Source organism: Streptomyces sp. GLSS-08 (genome assembly GCF_056387915.1).
In genome coordinates, this window is sequence record NZ_JBWJAQ010000004.1 from 74,423 (window position 1) to 99,842 (window position 25,420).

Below are 25,420 nucleotides of genomic sequence, written 5' to 3' on the forward strand. Positions count from 1 at the left end.
CGGGACGAAAGCCATGTACGACGAACAGCAGCGACCAGACCACGGCCCCCTCGCCGGGTTCACCGTGGGCGTGACGGCCGCGCGTCGCGCCGACGAACTGGGGGCCCTGCTCCAGCGCCGGGGCGCCGTCGTGGTGCACGCACCCGCCCTGCGCATCGTGCCGCTCGCCGACGACAGCGAACTGCTCACCGCAACCAAGGAACTGCTCGACGAGGCGCCGGACGTCGTGATCGCCACCACCGCCATCGGATTCCGGGGGTGGGTCGAGGCCGCCGACGGGTGGGGGCTCGGCGAGGACCTGCTGGCGCGGCTGCGCGGGGTGGAGCTGCTCGCCCGCGGTCCCAAGGTCAAGGGCGCGATCCGGGCCCAGGGACTGACCGAGGCCTGGTCGCCGTCCTCCGAGTCCATGGCGGAGGTGCTCGACCGGCTGCTCGACGAGGGCGTGGACGGGCGCCGTGTCGCGATCCAGCTGCACGGCGAGCCGCTGCCCGGGTTCGTGGAGTCGCTGCGGGCCGCGGGAGCCGAGGTGGTGGGCGTCCCGGTGTACCGGTGGATGCCGCCGGAGGACATCGGGCCCGTCGACCGGCTGCTCGACGCGACTGTCACCCGCGGGGTGGACGCGCTCACCTTCACCAGCGCGCCCGCCGCGGCGTCCCTGCTCTCCCGCGCCGAGGACCGCAACCTGCTGCCCGAACTCCTCGCCGCCCTCCACCACGACGTCCTGCCCGCCTGCGTGGGCCCCGTCACCGCCCTGCCGTTGCAGGCCCACGGCATCGACACCGTCCAGCCCGAGCGCTTCCGGCTCGGGCCCCTCGTCCAGCTGCTGTGCCAGGAACTCCCGGCTCGCGCCCGTACGTTGCCGGTCGCGGGCCACCGGGTGGAGATCCGCGGGCACGCGGTGCTGGTCGACGAGGAGCTGCGGCCCGTGCCGCCCGCCGGGATGTCCCTGCTGCGGGCGCTCGCCCGGCGGCCCGGCTGGGTGGTCGCACGGGCCGACCTGCTGCGCGCCCTGCCCGGCGCGGGCCGTGACGAACACGCCGTGGAGACGGCGATGGCCCGGCTGCGGACCGCGCTCGGCGTGCCCAAGCTGATCCAGACGGTGGTCAAGCGCGGCTACCGGCTCGCGCTCGACCCGGCCGCGGACGCCAAGTACGCCGACTCCTGACGTTCCTGGGGCCGGCCGGTCCGCCCGAACACGACAAGCGCCCGGACCAGACAGCCCAGCGCGAGGGTGGACAGCAGCGCCCGTACGACGTTCCACGCCACCCAGGGGTCCTCGAACTCCTCGCGCACGGCGGCCGGATCGGCGATCCGCGCCGGGTCGCCGGCGTCCGCGAGACCGTTGTTGAGCGGGATGTTCCCGGCCACGGTCACGACGAGGCCGAGGACGACGGCGAGCAGCGCCGCCGCCACCCAGCCGCGGAGCCCCGGCCTGCCGCGCGACTGCCACGCGCACACCGCGGTGAGCAGCGGCGCGCCCATGAAGCTCAGGAAGAACACCGGGTTCTGGATCACCTCGTTGATGTTCTGCATGACCTCGATGAAGACGCGGTCGTCGCTGCGGGCCAGCGCCGGCATCACGGCGCAGGCGAATATGTAGAAGACTCCGGCGCTCAGGCCCGTCGCGACCGCGGCGGCACCCAGCACTCCTGCGGCGGCCGTGCGCCGCCCCCCGTTGTTTCGTGTCATGCCTGCCAGTCAACCGGCGCGGCCGGCCCGCGCCCATGGTCCAGGCGCGCGGGCGCATAAGCGGACGTCCAGCGCGGGGGTTCCCGCGGCGGCCGGGGAAAGGCACTGTAGGGGTACGGACCCCGCACCGACCCTCGCGGTAACCCAAGGCGGTGACAGGCACATGGCATCGGGCACGGCCACGGCCTCGTACGAGATGCGGTTCGACTCCGGGCGGATCTGCCTGGACCTGGTGGCGACCACCCATCCCGAGGAACGGCTGTGCACGGCCGAGCGGTTGCGGGCCTGGATCGCCGGCTCGGGCCTGGTGCCGGCCGGGACACCGCTGGCGGCGGTCGACGAGGCCTGGCTCGCCGCCTGCCGCGAACTGCGTGCCGACATCGAACGGTTGGTGAGCGCGGAGCTGGACGGCCGCCCCGCCGACGCGGCCCTCGCCCGGGTCAACGCGCGCGCCGAGCACCCGCCGCCCGTACCGCGCGCCGTGCGCGCCGAGGACGGGACGCTGCTGCGCCGGCTGCGCGGACCACTGCTGCGCGCCGGTGTGCTGTCGGCGCTGTCCCGCGACGCCCTGGAGCTGCTCACCGACCCCGTCGCCCGGGCGAGTCTCCGGCGCTGCGAGGGGGACAACTGCCGGATCGTGTACCTGGACACCTCGCGGGGGCGCCGGCGCCGGTGGTGCTCCAGCGAGGTGTGCGGCAACCGGGAGAGAGTGGCCCGGCACCGGCGCCGGGCGGCGCTCGCCCGGACGTGAACTACCCTCCTGTCACATCCCTGCCAAGAAATTTGTGCGACCACTTTGAACACAGGCGCATCCGCGTCCGTACCCGGTGGTGAGCGATGGACTGGGGGACCCCGGTCGAATCGGGGACACCGGAGGTAGGCGTGCGTAAGGATTCCGCAGTGGCTGATGAACGCCCGCCAAGGGCACGACATCGTGCGTCCCAGCCCTCGGAACCGGACGAGGACCTGATGCGTGCGCTGTACCGGGAACACGCGGGCCCCCTGCTCGCGTACGTGCTGAGGCTGGTCGCCGGTGACCGGCAACGGGCCGAGGACGTCGTGCAGGAGACGCTCATCCGTGCCTGGAAGAACGCCGGTCAGCTCAATCGAGCGACCGGTTCGGTACGCCCCTGGCTGGTGACGGTCGCCCGGCGCATCGTCATCGACGGCCACCGCAGCCGGCAGGCCCGGCCGCAGGAGGTCGACCCGTCGCCGCTGGAGGTCATCCCCGCGGAGGACGAGATCGACAAGGCGTTGTGGCTGATGACACTGTCTGACGCGCTGGACGACCTGACCCCTGCTCACAGGGAAGTCCTGGTCGAGACGTACTTCAAAGGGCGTACGGTCAATGAGGCGGCCGAGACGCTCGGCATCCCCAGTGGCACGGTGCGCTCCAGAGTTTTCTACGCACTGCGGTCGATGAAGCTGGCACTGGAGGAGCGGGGGGTGACGGCATGAGCATTTACGGGGGATTCGGAACGGGTAGTCCTGGATCCATGCAGGGATCACAAGGCCCTAACGAGCACGAGACCGTCGGCGCCTACGCGCTCGGCATCCTCGACGACGCCGAGGCGACCGCCTTCGAGGCGCACCTCGCCACCTGCGAATGGTGCGCCCAGCAGCTCGACGAGCTGGCCGGGATGGAACCGATGCTGGCGGCGCTGGCCGACCTGCCCGGCTCCCAGGGCACGCCGTCCATCGGCGAGTCCCTGTCCGCCCGCCCCGGCCCGCGGCTCGCGGAGCGGCTGGTCGACGAGGTCGCGGAGCGGCGAGCCCGCAAGCGCCGGCGGGGAATGTACCTGGTGGCGGCCGCGGCCGCGCTGATCATCGGCGGTCCGCTGACCGTGATGGCGGTCAGCGGGGGCGACGACACCACGGGGAACCAGGCCGGGATGGCGCACCCGACCAGCCCCGCCAAGGCGGCCTTCCAGGTCATGAAGGACAAGTCCCAGGCCACCGACCCGAGCACCAAGGTCAACGCCGTGGTCGCGACGGAGTCGAAGCCCTGGGGCACGCACGCGGTCCTGGAACTCAAGAACGTCAAGGGCCCGCTCAAGTGCTCCCTCATCGCCGTCGGCAAGAACGGCGAGCGCGAGACCGTCACCTCCTGGTCGGTCCCGAAGTGGGGGTACGGCATCGACAACGCCAAGACGGAGCAGGCCCAGCAGCCGCTCTACGTGCACGGCGGCGCCGCCTTCGCCCCGGACGAGATCGACCACTTCGAGGTCATGACCTTCGACGGCAAGCGGCTCGTGGAAGTGGACGCGTGACCCTCCCGCCACGGGACGCGTGACCCTCCCGCCACGGGACGCGTGAGCGAACCCGCGGCGGGACGTAGCCTGGCGGGCCCCCCTTCGCGTACGGTTGACGGCTGCCCAGCACGTCAGAAGGGGGCCCGGTGGCCGCTCAGGTTCAACAGCAGGCCGCGCATGTTCCGGTCGGGGGTTCCGCCGCGCTCGACTCGGCCGCGGATTCCGTACGCGACCGGGAGATCGGCGTCGAACAGGAACACCTGGACCGGGTGTACCAGCGGCTCGAGGAGAAGATCCACGAGGCCGAGTTCCTGATGAAAGACGCCGCCCAGCGCGGTCAGGTCGGCACGCCGGGGGCGCTCGCCGAGCGCGACGCCCAGGTGTTCCGCGCGGGAATTCACCTCAATCGCCTCAACAACGAGTTCGAGGACTTCCTCTTCGGCCGGATCGACCTGCTCCTCGGCAAGGACGGCCAGAAGGGCCCGGACGGCGCGTACACGGCGGTGGACCCGGCCGAGGGCGCCGTCCGCGAGGACAACACCGCGGAGATCGCGGAGACGCTCCACATCGGCCGTATCGGCGTCCTTGACGCCGACTACGCGCCGCTGGTCATCGACTGGCGCGCCCCCGCGGCGGCGCCCTTCTACCGCTCGACCCCGGTCGAGCCGGGCCGGGTGGTCCGCCGCCGGGTCATCCGTTCCAAGGGCCGCCGGGTCCTGGGCGTCGAGGACGACCTGATGCGGCCGGAGCTGACCGCGACCCTGGACGGCCGGGAACTCGCGGTGATCGGCGACGGCGCCCTCATGGCCGCCCTCGGCCAGGCCCGCAGCCACTCCATGCGCGACATCGTGGCGTCGATCCAGGCGGAGCAGGACCTGGTGATCCGGGCGCCCGCCGCGTCCGTGACGTACGTCGAGGGCGGCCCGGGCACGGGCAAGACCGCGGTGGCCCTGCACCGCGCCGCCTACCTCCTCTACCAGGACCGCCGCAGATACGCCGGCGGCATCCTGATCGTCTCCCCGACCCCGCTGCTCGTCGCCTACACGGAGGGTGTGCTGCCCTCGCTCGGCGAGGAGGGACAGGTCGCCATCCGCGCCATCGGCTCCCTGGTCGACGGCGCCGAGGCCACCCAGTACGACTCCCCGGCGGTCGCCCGCGCCAAGGGCTCCCACCGCATGCTGAAGGTGCTGCGGAAGGCGGCCAGGGGCGCACTGGAGACGTCCTTCGGGGGCGACGCCGGGAAGTCGACGGGCGGGGAACAGCTCGCGTTCGGCGAGGAGCCCGGCCGGCCGCAGGGAGCGCCCGCCCGGCTGCGCGTCGTCGCCTTCGGTCGGCGGGTCGAGCTGGAGGCCGCCGAGCTGGACCGCATCCGGCAGAACGCGCTCAGCGGGACGGCGCCCGTGAACCTGCTGCGTCCGCGGGCGCGCAAGCTGCTCCTGGACGCCCTGTGGGCCAGGTCCGGTGCGGGCACGCGGCACACGGACCCCGAGCTGGCCGCGGAACTGCGGTCGTCGTTCGACGAGGACGTCACGTCCGAGGACAGCTTCATCGAGTTCCTGGACGCCTGGTGGCCCGAGCTGACCCCGCGGGGCGTGCTGGCCGCCATGGCCGACGAGAAGCGCCTCAACCGCTGGGCCCGGCGGATCCTCAACCCCGGCGAGGTGCGCAAGGTGGCCCGCTCGCTCCGGCGGGACGGGCTCTCGGTGCACGACGTGGCCATGCTGGACGAGCTCCAGGCGATCCTCGGGACGCCCGCCCGGCCCCGCAGGAGGCGCGACCTCGACCCGCTGGACCAGCTCACCGGCCTGGAGGAGCTGATGCCGGCGCGCGAGGAGTCCCAGCGCGAGCGGGCCGAGCGGCTCGCCCAGGAACGCACCGAGTACGCGCACGTCATCGTCGACGAGGCGCAGGACCTCACGCCCATGCAGTGGCGCATGGTCGGGCGCCGGGGCAGGCACGCCACGTGGACGGTCGTCGGCGACCCCGCCCAGTCCTCGTGGTCCGACCCCGAGGAGGCCGCGCAGGCCCGCGACGAGGCCCTGGGGTCCCGCCCCCGGCGCCGTTTCACCCTGACGGTGAACTACCGCAACCCCGCCGAGATCGCCGAGCTGGCCGCCCGGGTCCTCGCCCTCGCCATGCCCGGCTCGCAGTCCCCGTCGGCCGTAAGGTCCACGGGCGTCGAGCCGCGTTTCGCCGTCGCGGGGGACTCGCTCGCCCGCAGCGTCCGGGCGGAGGCGGCGCGGCTGCTCGACCGGGTCGACGGCACGGTCGGTGTCGTGGTCGCCATGAACCGGCGCGAGGAGGCGGCCCGCTGGCTCGCCGGGCTCGGCGACCGGGTCGTGGCGCTCGGCAGCCTGGAGGCCAAGGGACTGGAGTACGACGCCACGGTCGTGGTGTCGCCCGCGGAGATCGCCGACGAGTCGCCCGCCGGTCTGCGGGTCCTGTACGTCGCCCTGACCCGCGCGACCCAGCAGCTCACCATCGTCTCGGCGGACCGGGACGAGCCGGACGCCCAGGGGGTGCCCGACCTGCTGCGGGACTGAGGAGCGAGGGGTTCTCGCGCGAGGCCGACCCGGTGACTCGGGAAGGAACTTCGGGGACGGGAATTGCCTTGCGGGGATCCTTTGTTACCTTTGACGTGACACCGGCCCGATCCAAGCCCCCGGGCCCAACCTTCGTCGCTACGAGCGACCACTTGCCGCGAGGCGAGCATGGCGGGTCGGTGTCATCAGGCGTCCGAGAGGCCCACGTCACCTGGTGACGTGGGCCTCTGGCGTGTCCCGGCCACCGCGCGTTCCGCTCCGCTCTTCCCTCCCGTCCACTACTTCTCGTATGGTGGAAGTAATTTTCCGAAAGTGTCGGGTCGTTGCGAACAAAACGTTCGCAACCCGGGGTGGCTACCACGTACTGCGCGGTAGGTGCGACGATCGGACGACCCCGCCGGGACGACAGCGCTCCCCGCGGCGTACGCAGCGAACACGGTGAAAGCAGAGGAAGTCGGCCATGGCAACGGCGCCCAGCGTCTCCTACTCGATGACGGTCCGGCTGGAGGTGCCCGCCAGCGGAACGGCGGTCTCCCAGCTCACCGGAGCCGTCGAGTCCCACGGAGGCTCGGTGACCGGCCTCGACGTCACGGCGTCCGGGCACGAGAAACTCCGCATCGACGTCACCATCGCGGCCACCTCGACGTCCCACGCCGACGAGATCGTCGAGCAGCTGCGCACCATCGAGGGTGTCACCCTGGGCAAGGTCTCCGACCGTACGTTCCTGATGCACCTCGGCGGCAAGATCGAGATGCAGTCCAAGCACCCGATCCGCAACCGCGACGACCTCTCGATGATCTACACGCCGGGCGTGGCCCGCGTGTGCATGGCGATCGCCGAGAACCCCGAGGACGCCCGCCGCCTCACCATCAAGCGCAACGCCGTCGCGGTCGTGACGGACGGCTCCGCCGTGCTGGGCCTCGGCAACATCGGCCCCAAGGCCGCCCTGCCGGTCATGGAGGGCAAGGCCGCCCTCTTCAAGCGGTTCGCCGGCATCGACGCCTGGCCGCTGTGCCTGGACACCCAGGACACCGACGCGATCGTGGAGATCGTCAAGGCCATCGCCCCCGGCTTCGCGGGCATCAACCTGGAGGACATCTCCGCGCCCCGCTGCTTCGAGATCGAGGCCCGGCTGCGCGAGGCCCTGGACATCCCCGTCTTCCACGACGACCAGCACGGCACGGCGATCGTCGTCCTCGCCGCCCTGACGAATGCCCTGCGGGTGGCCCACAAGGCGATCGGCGACATCCGCGTGGTGATGTCCGGCGCGGGCGCGGCCGGCACGGCCATCCTCAAGCTGCTGCTCGCCGCCGGCGTCAAGAACGCCGTCGTCGCCGACATCCACGGCGTCGTGCACGCGGACCGCTCGGACCTGGTGGACGCCCACGCCGACTCGCCGCTGCGCTGGATCGCCGACAACACCAACCCCGAGGGCCTCACCGGCACGCTGAAGGAGGCGGTGCGCGGCGCCGACGTCTTCATCGGCGTCTCCGCCCCGAACGTGATCGACGGCGACGACGTGGCCGCCATGGCCGAGGGTGCCATCGTGTTCGCGCTCGCGAACCCCGACCCCGAGGTCGAGCCGGCAATCGCCCGGCTGACCGCGGCAGTTGTGGCCACCGGCCGCTCCGACTTCCCCAACCAGATCAACAACGTCCTGGTCTTCCCCGGCGTCTTCCGCGGCCTGCTCGACGCCCAGTCGCGCACCGTCAACACGGAGATGATGCTGGCCGCCGCGACCGCCCTGGCGGACGTCGTGACCGAGGACGAACTCAACCCGAACTACATCATCCCGAGCGTCTTCAACGACAAGGTCGCGGGCGCCGTCGCCGGAGCGGTCCGCAACGCCGCGAAGGCGGCCGGGGTGACCGTGACGGACAACACGAGCGTCTGAACCGCGCTTTTCGGGGCAACACAACTGTGTGAGACCGGCTGTGACGGGTACCACGACCGTCTGAGGCCCGGCGCGTCGCGGAACGCGCGGCCTCTGGCCGCCTTTAGGGTGGCGGCCAGGCTCGGGCCTCCCCAGGTCCTGCGGTCCGCTGCCGGGAGCGGACGGAGCGTCACCACTCCGAGGCAGTGGCGCTCTTCGTGTGACTCCCAAGGGTGTTCGTGTGACTCCCAGGGGTGCCGGATTGGCTTTCCCGCCGCAGGTGGGGGCAGGATGCGTCTTCGGGCGCGAGGGTCTGGCGACGGACCCGGGTCCGGGGACCGACCGAGGACCCTGGCAGCATCGGCTACGCCGCACTCAACGTGCGGCACCGCCGCGTGGCACGCCTCAACGGCAAGAAGAACACGGGAGTAACAACATGAACCGCAGTGAGCTGGTGGCCGCGCTGGCCGACCGTGCCGAGGTGACCCGCAAGGACGCCGACGCCGTTCTGGCCGCGTTCGCCGAGACCGTCGGCGAGATCGTCGCCAAGGGCGACGAGAAGGTCACCATCCCCGGCTTCCTGACCTTCGAGCGCACGCACCGTGCCGCTCGCACCGCCCGCAACCCGCAGACCGGCGACCCGATCCAGATCCCCGCCGGGTACAGCGTGAAGGTCTCCGCGGGCAGCAAGCTCAAGGAAGCCGCCAAGGGCAAGTAGGTCCGCCTGCGCCGCGACACGCGGCGCGGCATCGAGCAGTACGCCAATGGGGCGGCGCCCGGAACTCCGGGCGCCGCCCCATCGTGGTGCCTGCGCCGGCCCGGCCCGCGGTCTCTGCCGCCGGCCGGGCCGGGTGCCGCTAGCCGAGTGCCTTGCCCGGCAGCTCGACCTTCGCGCCCAGCTCGACGAGCTTCTCCATGAAGTTCTCGTAGCCGCGGTTGATCAGGTCGATGCCGTGGACGCGGGAGGTGCCCTGGGCCGCGAGAGCGGCGATCAGGTACGAGAAGCCGCCGCGCAGGTCGGGGATGACCAGATCGGCGCCCTGGAGCCGCGTGGGGCCCGACACGACGGCCGAGTGCAGGAAGTTGCGCTGGCCGAAGCGGCAGTTCGAGCCGCCCAGGCATTCGCGGTACAGCTGGATGTGCGCGCCCATCTGGTTCAGCGCGGAGGTGAAGCCGAGGCGGGACTCGTACACCGTCTCGTGGATGATCGACAGGCCCGTGGCCTGCGTCAGGGCCACGACCAGCGGCTGCTGCCAGTCGGTCTGGAAGCCGGGGTGGACGTCCGTCTCCAGGGCGATCGACTTCAGCTGGCCGCCCGGGTGCCAGAAGCGGATGCCCTCGTCGTCGATCTCGAAGGCACCGCCCACCTTCCGGTAGGTGTTGAGGAACGTCATCATCGAGCGCTGCTGGGCGCCCCTGACGAGGATGTTGCCCTCGGTCGCCAGGGCCGCGGACGCCCAGGAGGCGGCCTCCAGACGGTCGGGGAGGGCCGCGTGCGTGTAGCCGCCGAGCGAGTCGACACCGGTGATCCGGATGGTCCGGTCGGTGTCCATGGCGATGATCGCGCCCATCTTCTGCAGCACGCAGATGAGGTCCTCGATCTCGGGCTCCACGGCGGCGTTGGCCAGCTCCGTGACGCCCTCGGCGAGCACCGCCGTCAGCAGCACCTGCTCGGTGGCGCCGACGGACGGGTACGGCAGCTGGATCTTGGTGCCGCGCAGCCGCTGCGGAGCCTCCAGGTACTGGCCGTCGGCCCGCTTCTCGATCTTCGCGCCGAACTGCCGCAGCACCTCGAAGTGGAAGTCGATCGGCCGGCCGCCGATGTCGCAGCCGCCGAGGCCGGGGATGAAGGCGTGCCCGAGGCGGTGCAGCAGCGGACCGCAGAAGAGGATCGGAATGCGCGAGGAACCCGCGTGGGCGTCGATGTCGGCGACGTTCGCGCTCTCCACGTGGGAGGGGTCGAGCACCAGCTCGCCGGGCTCCTCTCCCGGACGGACCGTCACGCCGTGCAGCTGCAGCAGCCCGCGGACGACGCGCACGTCACGGATGTCCGGGACGTTGCGCAGTCGGCTCGGAGCGCTGCCCAGCAGGGCCGCGACCATGGCCTTCGGTACGAGGTTCTTCGCACCGCGGACACGGATTTCGCCCTCGAGCGGGGTGCCGCCGTGGACAAGCAGTACGTCATCAGAGCCGTTGACGGTCATGAATCTCGCGTTCCGGTGAGGTGGGCAGGGGTTGAAGAGGCAAGCGTAATGGCCGCCCACCCCCCTTCTGTAAGCCCGAGGACCTCCCAGCCGCGTCATAGCTTGGCCACAACACGAACCGTTCCTAATCGGGCACACGGGGTCACCGGCCCCGTGTGCGCCGGGCCGGCCCCTGCGTGCCCTGAGCTGCGTTCACTCGCGTACCCGCATTGCCGCCCCACGTGGCGGGAAGATGAGAGATCATGTCTGGCATGACCGAGGTGTCCTCGCTCACAGGACGGCTGCTCGTGGCCACGCCCGCCCTGGCGGACCCGAACTTCGACCGCGCGGTGGTGCTCCTCCTCGACCACGACGAGGAGGGCTCGCTGGGCGTCGTCCTCAACCGGCCCACCCCGGTGGGCGTCGGAGACATCCTGGAGGCCTGGGCGGACCTGGCGGGTGAGCCGGGCGTGGTGTTCCAGGGCGGCCCGGTCTCCCTCGACTCGGCGCTGGGCGTCGCGGTCATCCCCGGCGACGCGGCCGGGGAACAGGCCCCGCTGGGCTGGCGCCGGGTGCACGGCGCGATCGGGCTCGTGGACCTGGAGGCGCCGCCGGAGCTGCTCGCCGCGGCCCTCGGCTCGCTGCGGATCTTCGCCGGATACGCGGGCTGGGGTCCCGGCCAGCTGGAGGAGGAACTCGTCGAGGGCGCCTGGTACGTGGTCGAGTCCGAGCCCGGAGACGTCTCCTCGCCCGCTCCCGAGCGGCTGTGGCGCGAGGTCCTGCGCCGCCAGCGCGGCGAACTGGCGATGGTGGCCACCTATCCGGACGACCCTTCGCTCAACTGACGGCGGTGAGCTTCAGTACCCTTGCGGCATGAGCACTCTTGAGCCTGAGACCCAGCCCCAGCGAGGTACTGGGACGGGGACCCTCGTGGAGCCGACGCCGCAGACGTCGCACGGTGACGGCGACCACGAGCGCTTCGCCCACTACGTCCAGAAGGACAAGATCATGGCGAGCGCCCTCGACGGCACGCCCGTCGTGGCCCTCTGCGGCAAGGTGTGGGTCCCGGGCCGCGACCCGAAGAAGTACCCCGTGTGCCCCATGTGCAAGGAGATCTACGAGTCCATGGGCGCCGGTGGCGACAAGGACGGTGGCAAGGGCGGCGACAAGAAGTAGCGCGCGCGGGGCGGCGGGCGACGGCCCGTAGCGACACCCCGCCGCCCACTTCGGCGCAGCAGCCGCGCGGACCGAGTACGGCCGCGGCATCCCGGTGCGGGGTGCCGCGGCCTTGTCGTGCCCGGGAACCCCGGCGCGGACTCGCCCGGGGCCCAGCCCGTTGCACGGAGTGCGTCCCGGGGTCACAGAGTGGTGGAGACCTCTTGTGGCCGCGTTCCTGAACTCCATAGCCTCCGGTGTGTTGTGCACTGCGAAACCGTCATTGCGTATGTTGCAACGCACTTCCTCGGAGGATGCTCGATGAAGCTCTCTGTCCGTATGGCCGCGTCGCTGGCCGCCCTGGTGGCGGCCACCGTGACCGCCACCGCCTGCGCCCCCCAGTCGTCCGGCGACTCCGCCTCCGGCAAGGACGACAAGACGGGCACCCTGCGCGTCTGGCTCTTCCAGGAGGTCGACAACGGGCCCAAGGAGAAGGTCGTCGACGCCGCCGTCGACACCTTCGAGAAGGCCCATCGGGGCGCCGAGGTCAAGGTCGAGTACATCCCCGTCGAGACGCGCGCCCAGCGCATCAAGGCCGCCTTCAACGACCCCGGCAGCGCTCCCGACGTCATCGAGTACGGCAACACCGACACCGCCGGGTACGTGAAGGACGGCGGACTCGCCGACATCACCGGGGAGTTCACCGACTGGGACGAGGCCAAGGACACCGACCCGACCGCCCGGCAGTCCGTGACGGTCGGCGGCAGGGTCTACGGCGCCCCCTTCTTCGTCGGCGTCCGCGCCCTGTACTACCGCACGGACGTCTTCGAGGAACTCCGCCTCGACGTGCCGGGGACGCAGGCCGAACTGATCGACACCGCGCGCCGCATCCGGGCCGCGAAACCCGGCCTGTACGGCCTCGCGGTCGGCGGCGCCTACACCTACGGCGCGATGCCCTTCATCTGGGCCCACGGCGGCGAACTCGCCCGGGGCAGGGGCGGCTCGTACGCCTCCGCCATCGACAGCGCCGCCGCCCAGAAGGGCATCAAGGCCTACACCTCGCTCTTCGGCGACAGCAACTGCCCCGCGGCCAAGTGCGCGGGCATGGGCGGCAACGACACGGTGACCGCCTTCGCCGCGGGCAAGGCGGGCATGGCCATCGGGGGCGACTTCAGCCACGCGGCGGTGGAGACCGGGAAGGTCAGGGGCAAGTACGCCGTCGTACCGCTGCCGGGGCTCGAGGAGGGCGAGACGGCCCCGGCGTTCGCGGGCGGGAACAACGTCGGCGTCCTGAAGAGCACGTCCCACCGCTCGCTCGCCGTGGACCTGATGAAGCGGCTCGCGTCCAAGAAGACGCAGGGCGAACTCTTCGACGCCATGGGCTTCCTGCCGACGTACACCGATGTCCGCGCCGACGTCGCGAAGAAGGAGCCCTTCGTCGAGCCCTTCGTGAAGACGCTCGCCGCGGGCACCAAGTTCGTCCCCGCCTCGCCCGCCTGGGCCCAGATCGACGCCTCGCTCGTCCTGCCGACGATGTTCCAGGAGATCGTCAGCGGCAGGAAGGACGTGCCGACGGCCTCGAAGGACGCGGCGAAGAAGATGAACGACGCCTTCAGCTCCGTGGGCTGAGCCGATGACCGCGCACGACACCACCGAAGTCGCGGGCCGGGCCGGGCAGTCCGCACCACGCCCGCCCGGACCGGTCCGGCAGGCCCCCGTCACGAAGACGGGGCCCCCGAAGTCCCGGCGCGGGCACGGCGGCCGGGCCCCCTGGCCATATCTCGCCCCTGCCCTCGTCGTCCTCGGCGGCCTGCTCGTCTACCCCGTCTACCAGCTCGGCCTGATCTCGTTCCTGGACTACACCCAGGCCCAGGTCAGCGGCGGCGAACCGGCCACCTTCCAGGGCTTCGGCAACTACGCGACGCTCTTCGCCGACGACGAGTTCCGGCGGGTGCTCCTCGCCACCGCGGTCTTCGCGGCGGCGTGCGTCGTCTCCACGCTCGCGGCCGGCTGCGCGCTGGCCGTGCTGCTGACCCGGGTACGGGCGCTGCCCCGGCTCGCCCTGATGCTGGCGGCGCTCGGCGCCTGGGCGACCCCTGCCGTCACCGGCTCCACCGTCTGGCTGTTCCTCTTCGACCCCGACTTCGGCCCGGTCAACCGCGTCCTTGGACTCGGCGACCACTCCTGGACGTACGGGCGGTACAGCGCCTTCGCCCTCGTCCTCCTCGAAGTGGTCTGGTGCTCCTTCCCGTTCGTGATGGTGACGGTGTACGCGGGCATCCGGGCCGTGCCCGCCGAGATGCTGGAGGCGGCCTCCCTGGACGGCGCCTCGCAGTGGCGGACCTGGCGCTCGGTGCTCGCCCCGATGCTCCGGCCGATCCTGGCCGTCGTCACCATCCAGTCGGTCATCTGGGACTTCAAGGTCTTCACGCAGATCTACGTCATGACGAACGGCGGCGGCATCGCGGGCCAGAACCTCGTGCTGAACGTGTACGCGTACCAGAAGGCGTTCGCGTCGTCCCAGTACGGCCTCGGTTCGGCGATCGGCGTGGTGATGCTGCTGATGCTGATGGCGGTCACGCTGGTCCATCTGCGGCTGCTGCGCCGACAGGGGGAGGAACTGTGAGTGCGTCGCACACGGCGGGGCGGCGGTTCCTGCCCCGGCGCCCCTGGCGGCTGGCCGCCGAGGCGTCCGCGCTGCTGATCGCGGTGGTCGTCGCCTTCCCCCTCTACTGGATGGTGCTGAGCGCCTTCAGACCGGCGGGGGAGATCGAGTCCAGCGAACCCCGGCCCTGGACGGCGTCGCCCTCGCTGGAATCCTTCCGGCGCGTCTTCGGGCAGCAGGAATTCGGCCGGTACTTCGTCAACAGCCTCGTGGTGGCCTGCTCGGTCGTCGTCGTCTCGGCGCTCGTGGCGTTTCTCGCGGCGTTCGCGGTGACACGCTTCCGCTTCCGATTCCGCACCACCCTGCTGGTCATGTTCCTGATCGCGCAGACGGTGCCGGTGGAAGCCCTGACGATCCCGCTCTTCTTCCTGATGCGGGACCTCGGCCAACTCAACACGCTGGGCTCGCTGATCCTGCCCCACATCGCCTTCTCGCTGCCCTTCGCCATCTGGATGCTGAGGGGTTTCGTGAAGGCCGTTCCCGAGGCGCTGGAGGAGGCGGCCCAACTCGACGGGGCGAGCCGTGCGCGATTCCTCTGGCAGATTCTGTTCCCTCTGGTCTTCCCGGGGCTGGTGGCCACGAGCGTCTTCTCGTTCATCTCGGCCTGGAACGACTTCCTGTTCGCCAAGTCGTTCATCATCAGCGACACCTCGCAGTCCACCCTGCCGATGGCACTCCTCGTCTTCTACAAACCCGACGAGCCGGACTGGGGCGGCGTGATGGCGGCCTCCACGGTGATGACGATTCCCGTACTGATCTTCTTCGTACTCGTCCAGCGGCGGCTCGTCTCGGGCCTCGGCGGAGCGGTAAAGGACTGACGTGATGGATGTGATTCCGGCGCCGCGCGCCGTGACGGGCCCCTCGCACGACGAGGTGCCGCTCGACCCGGCGACCGCCCTGTGGGCCGCGCCCGGCACGGGCGGTACGGAGAGGTGGCTGCGCTCCGTCCTGGGCGCGGCCTTCGGTCTGCCGCTGCCCCCGGGCGGGGCGGACGGCACGAACACCCTGCGGCTGCGCCTCGACGACGCCCTGGAAGCGGAGGCGTACCGGCTCGTCGCGAGCGCCGGCCGGGGCGTCGAGATCACGGGCGGCAGCGCGGCGGGCGTCTTCTGGGGCGCCCAGACACTGCGTCAGCTGCTGGGCCCCGACGCCTTCCGGCGGGCCCCCGTCCGGCCGGGCGCCCCTCTCGCCGTCCCGCGGTGCGCCATCGAGGACGGGCCCCGGTTCCCCTGGCGCGGAATGATGCTGGACGTCTCCCGTCACTTCATGCCCAAGGACGGAATCCTCCGCCACCTCGACCTGCTGGCCGCGCACAAACTCAACGTCTTCCACTTCCACCTGACGGACGACCAGGGATGGCGTGTCCAGATCAAGCGCTACCCGGAACTCACCGGGACCGGTTCCTGGCGGGCGCGCACGAAATTCGGCCACCGCGCCTCACCCCGCTGGGAGGAGAAACCGCACGGCGGCTTCTACGCGCAGGACGACATCCGCGAGATCGTCGCCTACGCCGCCGACCGGCATATCACCGTCGTCCCGGAGATCGACGTCCCGGGGCACTCGCAGGCCGCCATCGCCGCGTATCCGGAACTGGGCAACACCGACGTCGTCGACACGGCCTCCCTCTCCGTCTGGGACGACTGGGGCATCTCCCAGAACGTACTCGCGCCCACCGACCACACCCTCCGTTTCTACGAGGGGGTGTTCGAGGAACTCCTCGAACTCTTCCCGTCCACGTTCATTCACGTCGGCGGCGACGAGTGCCCGAAAGACCAGTGGCGGCAGTCGCCCGCCGCGCAGGCCCGCATCAAGGAACTCGGCCTCGCGGACGAGGACGGGCTCCAGGCGTGGTTCGTCGGACACTTCGGCAACTGGCTGTCCGCGCGCGGCCGTCGGCTGATCGGCTGGGACGAGATCCTGGAGGGCGGGCTCGCCGCGGGGGCCGCCGTCTCCTCCTGGCGCGGCTACCGGGGCGGCGTCACCGCCGCCCGCGCGGGCCACGACGTCGTCATGTGCCCCGAGCAGCACGTGTACCTGGACCACCGCCAGCACGCCGGCCCGGACGAGCCGGTGCCCATCGGCCATGTCCGCACCCTCGAGGACGTCTACCGTTTCGAGCCCGTGCCGCCGGAGCTGACCCCCGACGAGGCGCGGCACGTGCTGGGCACCCAGGCCAACGTGTGGACCGAGGTGATGGAGGACGCCGCCCGCGTGGACTACCAGACCTACCCGCGTCTCGCGGCCTTCGCCGAGGTCGCCTGGAGCGCCCTGCCCGTGCCCGCCGAGCGGGACTTCGCGGACTTCGAGCGGCGGATGACCGCCCACTACGCGCGACTTGACGCCCTGGGGGTCGCCTACCGGCCGCCCGCGGGTCCCCGGCCCTGGCAGCGGCGGCCCGGGGTGCTCGGCCGCCCGGCCGAGGGGGCGCCCCCGAACGCGTGAGGTCCGCCTGCCGGTGAGGGGCCCGTCCCGGGGTGCGGCCCCCGGGACGCGGCCGACCGGCGGAAATGTGCTCAGGAGTCACCGAAGAGTGCCAATTCCCGCGGACCGGAGATGCCGTGCCAAAAGGGACCATCTCGCAGGTGAGAGGGGCGAATGCCTCCTAGCGGACCCCCGCGTCGAGGGCCCGGGAAGATGTGCCAGAGTTGCCACGTCCGCCCTGTCAGCACGTACCGTACGGCAACACAGGCGGGACCAGGTGGGGCAGCGGGAAGGGGCAGCCGGTTTGACCACGCAAGCACCGCGGGCGGCGCAGGCCGTCACGCTGCCCGGCTCGCTGGACGAGGCCGTGGCGGCCCTCACCGCCATGCCGGCCGCCGTTCCCGTGGCCGGCGGCACCGACCTCATGGCGGCCGTCAACTCCGGGCAGCTCAGGCCCGCCGCGCTCGTCGGCCTCGGACGCATCAGCGAGATCCGCGGCTGGCAGTACCAGGACGGCCACGCCCTGCTGGGCGCGGGCCTCACCCACGCGCGCATGGGCCGACCCGACTTCGCCGCCCTCATTCCCGCGCTCGCCGCCGCCGCCCGCGCCGCGGGACCGCCGCAGATCCGCAACGCAGGCACCCTGGGCGGCAACATCGCCTCGGCGTCGCCCACCGGTGACGCCCTGCCCGTACTGGCCGCGCTGGAAGCCACGCTGATCATCGCGGGCCCGGGCGGCGCCCGCCGCGAGATCCCGGTGTCCCACCTCCTCGCGGGCGTGGACATGCTCCGCGGCGGCGAACTCATCGGCTACGTGCGCGTACCGCTGCTGCACGCCCCCCAGGTCTTCGTCAAGGCGACCGGACGCACCGGCCCCGGCCGGGCCATCGCGTCCGTGGCACTCGTCCTCGACCCGGCGCGGCGCGGAGTGCGGTGTGCCGTCGGCGCGATAGCGCCGATGCCGCTGCGCCCGCTGGACGCCGAGCAGTGGGTCGCCTCGCTCATCGACTGGGACAACAACCGCGCCCTGGTGCCCGAGGCGCTGGGCGCCTTCGGGGATTACGTCGCCGCGGCCTGCATCCCGGACCCCGTCCCGGCGGAGGACGGCTCCGTGCCGCAGCTTCCGCCCGCCGTACTGCACCTGCGGCGCACCGTCGCCGCGCTGGCCCGACGAGCACTGGGGAGGGCGCTGTCGTGACCGACGACCAGCACGGAGAGGACGCCCCCCGGGGCGGCACCCACGGAGCCTGGGAGCGGCTGCCCCAAGGGGACTACGACGACGGCGCCACCGCCTTCGTCAAGCTCCCCGAAGGGGGCATCGACGCCCTCCTGGCGGAACGGGACAGCCCGCTCGCGGCGCCCGGGCACGGCTACGTGCCGCCGCAGATAACGGTCAACCCCGCCACCACCGCGGGAACGGACCCGGCGGCCACCGGGAGCTGGGCCGTGCCGGCCGAGGGCGTCCAGTGGCCGGAGGCGAACTCCGCGCCGCGGGAGACCGCGCACGACGAATTCTCCTATCTGCCGGCGTCCACCGGGCAGTGGACCTTCGCCGACGCGGAGGGCTCCCACGCGTCCGAGGAGCAGCAGACGCACGACGGCGCCCCGTACGGGCACGAGCCCGTGGGACACGAGGCCGTAGGACACGAGCCCGCCGGGCACGACGTCACCGGGCAGTGGTCCATCCCCGTCGCCGGTGGCGATCTTCCGGACGAATCGGGCGAGTTCACCACGTCGTCGCTGGTCGAGCAGTGGGGCGGGACACCGCCGGCCACGCTCCCCGGAGGCGCCTCCGCGCCCTGGGCGACGGCGACCACGGAGACCACGGAGACCACGGAGACCGTGGGGGAGCCGTGGTTCTCCGCCCCCCGCGGACACGGCGCCGCGGGAACGGCCGACGAGGCCCCTGGAGGGGCGCCGGTCGACCCGTACGGCGAGGTGCCCGCCCGGGCCGCCCAGGAGGCGTCCGAGCGCGTCCACGAGGCCGCCGAGGCCGCTGAGGCCGCTGAGGCCGCCACCCGGGCGACCGCGCACCGCGACGGGACGGCCGTTCCCGGACAGAGGACGGTCACCCACGAGCGCGAAGTCGGCGCGCACGAGCACGAAGTCGCGGTGCACGAGCACGGGACGGCCCCGAACGGACACGACACGTCGGGGCGCGGGTTCGAAGCGGCCGGACACGTCCGGGAGGGCGGCGGGTTCGGCCCGGGCGCCGACTCCGGGGCGGGTCCCGAAGGCGGGTTCGCGGGGCCCGGGGGTGAGTTCACGGGGTCCGAGGGCGGGCCAGCCGCACCGGAGCGGGAGCCCGCCGGTGCCGCCTACGACACGCCCGCCGGTGCCGCGTACGAGGAGTCCGCGCCGGTGCCGGAAGCTCCCGGCGACGCCGACGCCCCCGAGGCGGCCCCGGACGGTGCGGCCGACCCGGTGGCGCGGACCGCCACCGAGGACGCCGAGGACGCCGAGGGCGCCGAAAACACCGCAGACACCGAAGACGCCGAGGACGCGGGAGCCGCCGAGGTCCCCGCCCCCGCGCACGACGAGCACCCCATGTCGTCGTACGTCCTGCGGGTGAACGGCGCCGACCGCCCCGTCACCGACGCCTGGATCGGCGAGTCGCTGCTCTACGTGCTGCGCGAACGGCTCGGCCTGGCGGGCGCCAAGGACGGTTGCTCGCAGGGCGAGTGCGGTGCCTGCAACGTGCAGGTGGACGGACGGCTCGTCGCGTCCTGCCTGGTGCCGGCGGTCACCGCCGCCGGCAGCGAGGTGCGCACCGTCGAGGGCCTGGCCGCGGACGGGCAGCCCTCGGACGTGCAGCGGGCGCTCGCCAGGTGCGGCGCCGTCCAGTGCGGTTTCTGCGTACCGGGCATGGCGATGACCGTGCACGACCTGCTCGAGGGCAACCCCGCGCCGACCGAGCTGGAGGCCCGCCAGGCACTGTGCGGCAACCTGTGCCGCTGTTCCGGCTACCGCGGCGTCCTGGACGCCGTGCGCGAGGTCGTCGCCGAACGCGAGGCGCACGCCACGACCGGCGAAGCGGCCGGCGACGAGGTCCGCATCCCGCACCAGGCCGGCCCGGGTGACGGTGGCGTCACCCGGTCGGCGTTCGAACCGGCGGCACCGCACGACAAGCCGCACGACCAGCCGTACGGCCAGGACGGAGGCCAGGCGTGAGCAACGAAGCCGCCACCGAGACGACCGCGGCACCCCCCGCCCCCGAACCGCTGCCGCACGGCCTCGGCGCGTCCCTGCCCTCGGCGGAGGCCCGCGCGAAGACGGAGGGCACCTTCCCCTACGCGGCCGACCTGTGGGCCGAGGGCCTGCTGTGGGCCGCCGTGCTCCGGTCGCCCCACCCCCACGCGCGCATCGTGTCCATCGACACCACCCACGCGCGTGAGATGCCCGGCGTCCACGCCGTCGTCACCCACGAGGACGTGCCCGGCGCCGTGCTGCACGGCCGGGGCAAGGCCGACCGCCCGGTGTTCGCCTCCGAGGTGGTACGCCATCACGGGGAGCCCATCGCGGCCGTCGCCGCCGACCACCCGGACACCGCGCGGATGGCCGCCGCCACCGTCATCGTCGAGTACGAGGTGCTCGACCCGGTGACCGACCCGGAGCAGGCCTTCGAGGCGGAACCCCTGCACCCCGACGGCAACCTCATCCGCCACATCCCGCTGCGCCACGGTGACCCGGACGCGGCGGGCGAACTCGTCGTCGAGGGCCTGTACCGCATCGGCCGCCAGGACCCGGCGCCCATCGGCGCGGAGGCCGGTCTCGCCGTGCCCCGCCCGGACGGCGGCGTCGAGCTCTACGTGGCGTCCACCGACCCGCACGCCGACCGCGACGCGGCCGCCGCCTGCTACGGCCTGGAGCCCGACCGCGTGAAGGTCGTCGTCACCGGCGTCCCCGGGGCCACCGCCGACCGCGAGGACCAGGGCGTCCAGCTTCCCCTCGGCCTGCTGGCGCTGAAGACCGGCTGCCCGGTCAAACTCACCGCCACGCGCGAGGAGTCCTTCCTCGGCCATGCCCACCGCCACCCCACCCTGCTGCGCTACCGCCACCACGCCGACGCCGACGGCAGGCTGGTGAAGGTCGAGGCGCAGATCCTGCTGGACGCGGGCGCGTACGCCGACACCTCCTCCGAGGCGCTCGCCGCCGCCGTCTCCTTCGCCTGCGGCCCGTACGTCGTCCCGAACGCCTTCATCGAGGGCTGGGCCGTACGCACCAACAACCCGCCCTCCGGCCACGTGCGCGGCGAGGGCGCCATGCAGGTGTGCGCCGCCTACGAGGCGCAGATGGACAAGCTCGCGAAGAAGCTCGGGGTGGACCCCGCCGAGCTGCGCCTGCGCAACGCGCTGGCCACGGGTGACGTGCTGCCCACCGGCCAGACGGTGACCTGCCCGGCCCCGGTCGCCGAACTGCTCCAGGCCGTACGGGACTTCCCGCTGCCCGCGCTGCCCAAGGACACCCCCGAGGAGGAGTGGCTGCTGCCCGGCGGTCCCGAGGGCGCGGGCGAGCCGGGAGCGGTGCGCCGCGGTGTCGGCTACGGCGTCGGCATGGTGCACATGCTCGGCGCCGAGGGCGCGGACGAGGTCTCGACGGCCACCGTCAAGGTCCACGACGGCGTCGCCACGGTGCTGTGCGCGGCCGTGGAGACCGGCCAGGGCTTCGCCACGCTCGCCCGGCAGATCGTCCAGGAGACACTCGGCATCGACGAGGTGTACGTGGCCCCGGTCGACACCGACCAGCCCCCGGCGGGCGCGAGCTGCCGCGGCCGGCACACCTGGGTGTCGGGCGGCGCGGTGGAGCGCGCCGCCAAGATGGTCCGTACGCAGCTGCTGCAGCCCCTGGCGCACAAGTTCGGGATGTCCACGGAGCTGCTCCAAATCACCGACGGCAAGATCACCTCGTACGACGGTGTGCTCTCGACGACCGTCACGGAGGCGCTGGACGGCAAGGAGCTGTGGGCCACCGCCCAGTGCCGTCCCCACCCGACGGAGCCGCTGGACGCGGCGGGCCAGGGGGACGCGTTCGTCGGCCTCGCGTTCTGCGCGATCCGCGCGGTAGTCGACGTCGACATCGAACTCGGCTCGGTCCGCGTCGTGGAACTCGCGCTGGCCCAGGACGTCGGCCGCATCCTCAACCCCGCCCAGCTCAGGGCCCGTATCGAGGCGGGGGTCACACAGGGGGTCGGTGCGGCGCTCACGGAGAACCTGCGCACCGCCCGCGGTCTGGTCCGCCATCCCGACCTCACCGGGTACGCGCTGCCCACCTCCCTGGACGCGCCCGACATCCGCATCGTCAAGCTGGTCGAGGAGCGTGACGTCGTCGCCCCCTTCGGAGCGAAGGCGGTGAGCGCGGTGCCGGTCGTGACGTCCCCGGCGGCCATCGCGTCGGCCGTCCGCGCGGCGACCGGACGCCCGGTCAACCGGCTGCCGATCCGGCCGCAGGCCGCGGTGGTGACCGGGGCGTGACGGCCCCCGGACCGCCGCGCGAACCCGCTTGCCCGTCGGCCGGTCCGGTGCCGGTCCGGCCGCCTGCCGGTGTCGTCGGGGGGTGCCGCGGCACCGTGTCCGGGCGTGAGCCGGTCGTGTTCCCGTGTTCCTGTGTTTCCGGCGTTGTCAGTGGTGCCGCGTAGGGTTCTCGGCAGTGGGGGGACCGCCGCCCGGCGGCGGGTTCCCCGCGGGGGAAGCACACTTGCGGTCACATGCGCGGGGGAGCCATGATCACGACTGACACCGTTGTCGGCGGTGCGATCAGACCGACCGACGACGAGCTCGATCCGTACGTCACGCTCGCGCCGACGCGGCGTCGGCCGACGGAGCCCGGTCTGCCGGCCGAGGGGGCCCTGCTGAGCCTCGGCGCGCTGCTCGGGGCGGGGCCGCGCGGAGTGGCGGATCTGGCCGAAGACGTCGCCGCGCTCTCCGCCAAGCTGCGGGACCAGCTGGTCGCCGGGGCGGTGAGGGCCTGTGAGCGGGCGTTCGAGTCGATCGTCCTGGACGGGACGACGGGCCGGGTCTGCGGCACGGCTCTCCACCGCGACCCCGCCCTCATGGGTCTCTCCCCGTCGGCGCCCTCGCTGGAGGTGCTGCTGCGGTTCGCGGCGGCGACCGAGGAACTCGCGGCGGCTCGCGGGCAGTTCGCCTCCCTGGAAGCCCGGTTCGGGCCGAGGGCGGTCGAGCGGGCGTCCGCGCAGCTGACGGCGGTCTTCGAGCGGGGCGCGGGAGCCGGTGGCGTTCCGCCGTACTGGAGGGCGGCCGCGCTGGTGCGCCCGCTCGCCCGCATCGCGGGGCCGGGCGCCGGTCTCGTCCTGGACCTGCCGCGGCGGCTGCTGGACCAGGAGTTCGGCGCCGGCGGGATCGTGCGCTTCGAGGAGGTCGACTTCCCGTCCACGCTGACGCACGCTCCGACCCGCCGCTTCCTGCGGGAGACGGGGCTTCCCGAGGACGGCTTCCTGTTCCGGCTCGACACGGAGGTGCCGCTGCCGACGCTCGCGGAGTACTGCGCGGACCGGCGTCCCGGCGACTTCTCCGACGACGGGCTCGCGGCGGGCGCGGACCGGCTGATCCGGCTGGGCCACCTGACCGAGGACACCGGCCTGGTGGTCGACGGCACCACGGGGGCGGTCCTCGCCTGGACCGAGTCCGACCTGACGCTCCGCCCGCTGAACGCCGACGTCTCCACGCTCGCGTTCGGCGTCTGGCTGCTGCACCGCGTACGGACCCTCACCAGAACCCACGGCCTCACGACCCCGCCCGCACCCCTGGCAGCGGCCCTCACCCGGACGACGAGGGGCGCACTGCCGAGGCCGCCTCGCTGAGCGTGCCGCCCCCAAAGCCGCGTGCCGAGACGGTCGTTCGGAAGGTGCTTGGACCCCCGAGGTCCCCCGAAACCTGATCCCCGTTCGTCGGGCACTTCGGTTGCAGGGACCCTGCGCTCGTGCTGTTCTGGTGTGCGGGACACAATTTCGGATCGCTGGAGCAGATGGCTGTGGTCAACTGGACGGCTTCGCGACCAGGAACAGCACCCAGGCCGACTACCGGTCGGTCCATGTCCTGATCGTCGATTCCTCTTCGGGCCCGGCCCGCAACGCCGGACGGGTGAACGCCCCCAACTTCTGGTGACGTTCGTAACGGCTCGTCACGGCGGGCGCAGGTGCACGCGCATGAGCGCGCAAGCGCGCTGAGCGCGGCGGCGTCAGGGCACTAGGGACGCGGAGCGGGAGGGGCAGGACGGCAGGTGGGCCGACACCCTTCGAGGGTGCCGGCCTGCTGTGCCCCCTGGACAGGACGTGGAGGCCGTGGCGGGAATCGAACCCGCGTAACTCGCTTTGCAGGTTTGTCGGCGCTGTCAAAGGGCCATTCGGGTGCGTCCGTTGCCGTCAGCCCCGTACGAACGGCCGCATTCGCCGGGCAGCGCGAACAGCGCCGTACGGCTGTGTACGGCGATTAACGAGACGGAAACTGAGACGGACGCCCACGTTTTGTATCTCGCGAGCGATCGGTCAGCGCTGCCGGGAGAGGGGCGGCCCCAAGGCGGCTGGCGCTAGGCGCTCTTCGGCCTGCACCTGGAGCACGGGACCAACCCCGTCTGCAGGGCCTCATACAGGGTGATCTCTTGCGGCCCGTTTGTCAGGCGGCAACTCCGGTTCGCCGTCACGTGGTAGACGGTGCCGCGTCCCTTCGGGCCGCTGGGAGCATGCCTCCACTGCGAGGCGACCACCATCGTCTCCAGTTGCTTTAGTTGCCGCTGGACTTGCGCCAGTTCGTCATGCAGTTCCTGCTGGCGTGCGCGCAGCCGTTCCTGAGCGGCGGTGGCGGATTCCATCTGGCTTTCGGTTCCTCTCACGGCGTGCTGGGCACTCTCGGCGCACCCTGCCTGAACGTACACCGTGGAGTCAGCGCCAACCGCCCCCCCATCAAAGTAGCCATAAAAGGGCACTCCCTACGCGTTTGCACAGGTCATAGCGCTGTGGTGACACTCCCCGGCGTACAGCCCCGCTCGTCTGCCGCTCGGTGTTTGGGGGCCCTCTCGGCGGCGCCTGCGCCCTGCTCGCCGCCCTGGGATTTCGGACCGTCCGCACCAACGACGCCGCCCTGCGGTGACCGAGCCCCTCGCAGGGCCCACCGGAGACGCGTAACCACGCGGCGCAGGCCGGGCGTGCCCCCGTACCGGGAGCGGCACGCCAGCCTGCGCCGCGTTGTTGGACCAACGGGGTTCCGACCAGGTTGTGCGGTCCGGTCAGTGCGGCTGTGATGCCAGGGCGGCTGATCTCTTCCGTCGGCCCACCGGTCGAGCCGGTCGGCGTGCACGATCTCGATGCCCGCAGCCTTGGCCAGGCGAGCCGCGGGGGTGGTGACGGCTCCGGCGGTCACCAGCACCGCCACGTCGGCATGGTGGATGTTGAACACGGTTCCGGCAAACCTCTGCAGATCGGGGCTGGCGACTTTGCCCGGTACTACTTGCACTGGATCACCACCTTGCGCCCGTCAGGGGTGTAGGCGACGACATCCGCCCCAAGGTCCCCGGCCCCGCCGATCGCCTGCACCCGGGTACAGCCGTCCTTGCGGCACAACTCGGTGACGGCGTACTCGAACTCAGGGGCGTGGTCAGCCGAGGAAGATTTTGGTAGCGCTCCGCAC

Annotated in this window: 21 protein-coding genes and 1 pseudogene; 17 read left to right on the forward strand and 5 right to left on the reverse strand. The window is 72.3% G+C overall.

Annotated elements, in window-relative coordinates; all coding sequences use genetic code 11:
• Positions 1 to 13 precede the first annotated feature (13 nt).
• Positions 14 to 1,165 carry a uroporphyrinogen-III synthase gene (locus tag AC0ZLC_RS08380; protein ID WP_476751262.1) on the forward strand — a complete coding sequence of 384 codons (1,152 nt, stop codon included), beginning with the start codon at positions 14 to 16 and terminating at the stop codon, positions 1,163 to 1,165.
• Here the strand turns inward: AC0ZLC_RS08380 and AC0ZLC_RS08385 are convergent.
• The gene (locus AC0ZLC_RS08385; RefSeq protein ID WP_476751263.1) at positions 1,114 to 1,689 is read right to left on the reverse strand and encodes an anthrone oxygenase family protein; all 576 of its coding nucleotides are present in this window, start codon (positions 1,687 to 1,689) and stop codon (positions 1,114 to 1,116) included. The two genes, AC0ZLC_RS08380 and AC0ZLC_RS08385, sit on opposite strands and share 52 nt — an antisense overlap.
• A 163-nt stretch (positions 1,690 to 1,852) precedes the next feature.
• Here AC0ZLC_RS08385 and AC0ZLC_RS08390 point away from each other — a divergent pair, with 163 nt between their 5' ends.
• The 6 genes from AC0ZLC_RS08390 to AC0ZLC_RS08415 all read left to right on the forward strand — a co-directional run bounded on the left by AC0ZLC_RS08390 (position 1,853) and on the right by AC0ZLC_RS08415 (position 9,075).
• On the forward strand, positions 1,853 to 2,440 hold the full coding sequence (locus AC0ZLC_RS08390; protein ID WP_476751264.1) for a CGNR zinc finger domain-containing protein: 588 nt from the start codon (positions 1,853 to 1,855) through the stop codon (positions 2,438 to 2,440).
• 86 nt (positions 2,441 to 2,526) lie between these two features.
• Positions 2,527 to 3,147 (forward strand): sigma-70 family RNA polymerase sigma factor, encoded by a 621-nt coding sequence (locus tag AC0ZLC_RS08395; RefSeq protein WP_358853138.1) that lies wholly within the window; start codon positions 2,527 to 2,529, stop codon positions 3,145 to 3,147.
• On the forward strand, positions 3,144 to 3,959 hold the full coding sequence (locus AC0ZLC_RS08400; RefSeq protein ID WP_476751265.1) for an anti-sigma factor family protein: 816 nt from the start codon (positions 3,144 to 3,146) through the stop codon (positions 3,957 to 3,959). Before AC0ZLC_RS08395 ends, AC0ZLC_RS08400 begins: the two co-directional genes overlap by 4 nt.
• Before the next feature lie 128 nt (positions 3,960 to 4,087).
• Positions 4,088 to 6,484: a HelD family protein gene (locus AC0ZLC_RS08405; protein ID WP_476751266.1), complete on the forward strand. Its 2,397-nt coding sequence runs from the start codon at positions 4,088 to 4,090 to the stop codon at positions 6,482 to 6,484.
• 460 nt (positions 6,485 to 6,944) lie between these two features.
• Positions 6,945 to 8,378 (forward strand): NAD-dependent malic enzyme, encoded by a 1,434-nt coding sequence (locus AC0ZLC_RS08410; RefSeq protein ID WP_476751267.1) that lies wholly within the window; start codon positions 6,945 to 6,947, stop codon positions 8,376 to 8,378.
• Between the two features lie 415 nt (positions 8,379 to 8,793).
• Entirely contained in the window at positions 8,794 to 9,075 is a 282-nt protein-coding gene (locus AC0ZLC_RS08415; protein ID WP_007382399.1) for an HU family DNA-binding protein, read from the forward strand.
• A 139-nt stretch (positions 9,076 to 9,214) separates the two neighbouring features.
• Here AC0ZLC_RS08415 and murA read toward each other — a convergent pair whose 3' ends face one another.
• Positions 9,215 to 10,561 (reverse strand): UDP-N-acetylglucosamine 1-carboxyvinyltransferase, encoded by a 1,347-nt coding sequence (gene murA, locus AC0ZLC_RS08420; RefSeq protein WP_358851413.1) that lies wholly within the window; start codon positions 10,559 to 10,561, stop codon positions 9,215 to 9,217.
• Positions 10,562 to 10,812: 251 nt separating this feature from the next.
• Here murA and AC0ZLC_RS08425 point away from each other — a divergent pair, with 251 nt between their 5' ends.
• The 10 genes from AC0ZLC_RS08425 to AC0ZLC_RS08470 all read left to right on the forward strand — a co-directional run bounded on the left by AC0ZLC_RS08425 (position 10,813) and on the right by AC0ZLC_RS08470 (position 23,598).
• Positions 10,813 to 11,385 (forward strand): YqgE/AlgH family protein, encoded by a 573-nt coding sequence (locus tag AC0ZLC_RS08425; RefSeq protein WP_476751268.1) that lies wholly within the window; start codon positions 10,813 to 10,815, stop codon positions 11,383 to 11,385.
• Between the two features lie 28 nt (positions 11,386 to 11,413).
• Positions 11,414 to 11,716, forward strand: coding sequence for a DUF3039 domain-containing protein (locus AC0ZLC_RS08430; RefSeq protein WP_356172847.1), 303 nt, complete (start codon positions 11,414 to 11,416; stop codon positions 11,714 to 11,716).
• A gap of 300 nt (positions 11,717 to 12,016) precedes the next feature.
• On the forward strand, positions 12,017 to 13,324 hold the full coding sequence (locus tag AC0ZLC_RS08435) for an extracellular solute-binding protein (RefSeq protein ID WP_476751269.1): 1,308 nt from the start codon (positions 12,017 to 12,019) through the stop codon (positions 13,322 to 13,324).
• Positions 13,325 to 13,328: 4 nt separating this feature from the next.
• Positions 13,329 to 14,321: a carbohydrate ABC transporter permease gene (locus AC0ZLC_RS08440; RefSeq protein WP_476751270.1), complete on the forward strand. Its 993-nt coding sequence runs from the start codon at positions 13,329 to 13,331 to the stop codon at positions 14,319 to 14,321.
• Positions 14,318 to 15,178, forward strand: coding sequence for a carbohydrate ABC transporter permease (locus tag AC0ZLC_RS08445; protein ID WP_476751271.1), 861 nt, complete (start codon positions 14,318 to 14,320; stop codon positions 15,176 to 15,178). The genes AC0ZLC_RS08440 and AC0ZLC_RS08445 overlap by 4 nt, the downstream gene beginning before the upstream one ends.
• Before the next feature lie 4 nt (positions 15,179 to 15,182).
• The gene (locus tag AC0ZLC_RS08450) at positions 15,183 to 16,802 is read left to right on the forward strand and encodes a beta-N-acetylhexosaminidase (protein WP_476751272.1); all 1,620 of its coding nucleotides are present in this window, start codon (positions 15,183 to 15,185) and stop codon (positions 16,800 to 16,802) included.
• A gap of 283 nt (positions 16,803 to 17,085) precedes the next feature.
• Positions 17,086 to 17,979 (forward strand): FAD binding domain-containing protein, encoded by an 894-nt coding sequence (locus AC0ZLC_RS08455; protein WP_476751273.1) that lies wholly within the window; start codon positions 17,086 to 17,088, stop codon positions 17,977 to 17,979.
• Positions 17,976 to 19,952, forward strand: a complete 1,977-nt coding sequence (locus AC0ZLC_RS08460; RefSeq protein WP_476751274.1) for a (2Fe-2S)-binding protein — start codon at positions 17,976 to 17,978, stop codon at positions 19,950 to 19,952. The genes AC0ZLC_RS08455 and AC0ZLC_RS08460 overlap by 4 nt, the downstream gene beginning before the upstream one ends.
• Positions 19,949 to 22,252, forward strand: a complete 2,304-nt coding sequence (locus AC0ZLC_RS08465; protein ID WP_476751275.1) for a xanthine dehydrogenase family protein molybdopterin-binding subunit — start codon at positions 19,949 to 19,951, stop codon at positions 22,250 to 22,252. Before AC0ZLC_RS08460 ends, AC0ZLC_RS08465 begins: the two co-directional genes overlap by 4 nt.
• A gap of 248 nt (positions 22,253 to 22,500) precedes the next feature.
• Positions 22,501 to 23,598, forward strand: a complete 1,098-nt coding sequence (locus tag AC0ZLC_RS08470) for an SUKH-4 family immunity protein (protein ID WP_476751276.1) — start codon at positions 22,501 to 22,503, stop codon at positions 23,596 to 23,598.
• A gap of 725 nt (positions 23,599 to 24,323) precedes the next feature.
• Here AC0ZLC_RS08470 and AC0ZLC_RS08475 read toward each other — a convergent pair.
• From AC0ZLC_RS08475 to AC0ZLC_RS08485, 3 genes and pseudogenes are all read right to left on the reverse strand, one after another.
• Positions 24,324 to 24,605 (reverse strand): hypothetical protein, encoded by a 282-nt coding sequence (locus AC0ZLC_RS08475; RefSeq protein WP_476751277.1) that lies wholly within the window; start codon positions 24,603 to 24,605, stop codon positions 24,324 to 24,326.
• A gap of 134 nt (positions 24,606 to 24,739) precedes the next feature.
• The gene (locus tag AC0ZLC_RS08480) at positions 24,740 to 25,246 is read right to left on the reverse strand and encodes a restriction endonuclease (protein ID WP_476751278.1); all 507 of its coding nucleotides are present in this window, start codon (positions 25,244 to 25,246) and stop codon (positions 24,740 to 24,742) included.
• A pseudogene (locus tag AC0ZLC_RS08485) lies at positions 25,237 to 25,368 on the reverse strand (restriction endonuclease); the annotation flags it as partial. The gene AC0ZLC_RS08480 and the pseudogene AC0ZLC_RS08485, both read right to left, overlap by 10 nt.
• Positions 25,369 to 25,420: the final 52 nt, after the last annotated feature.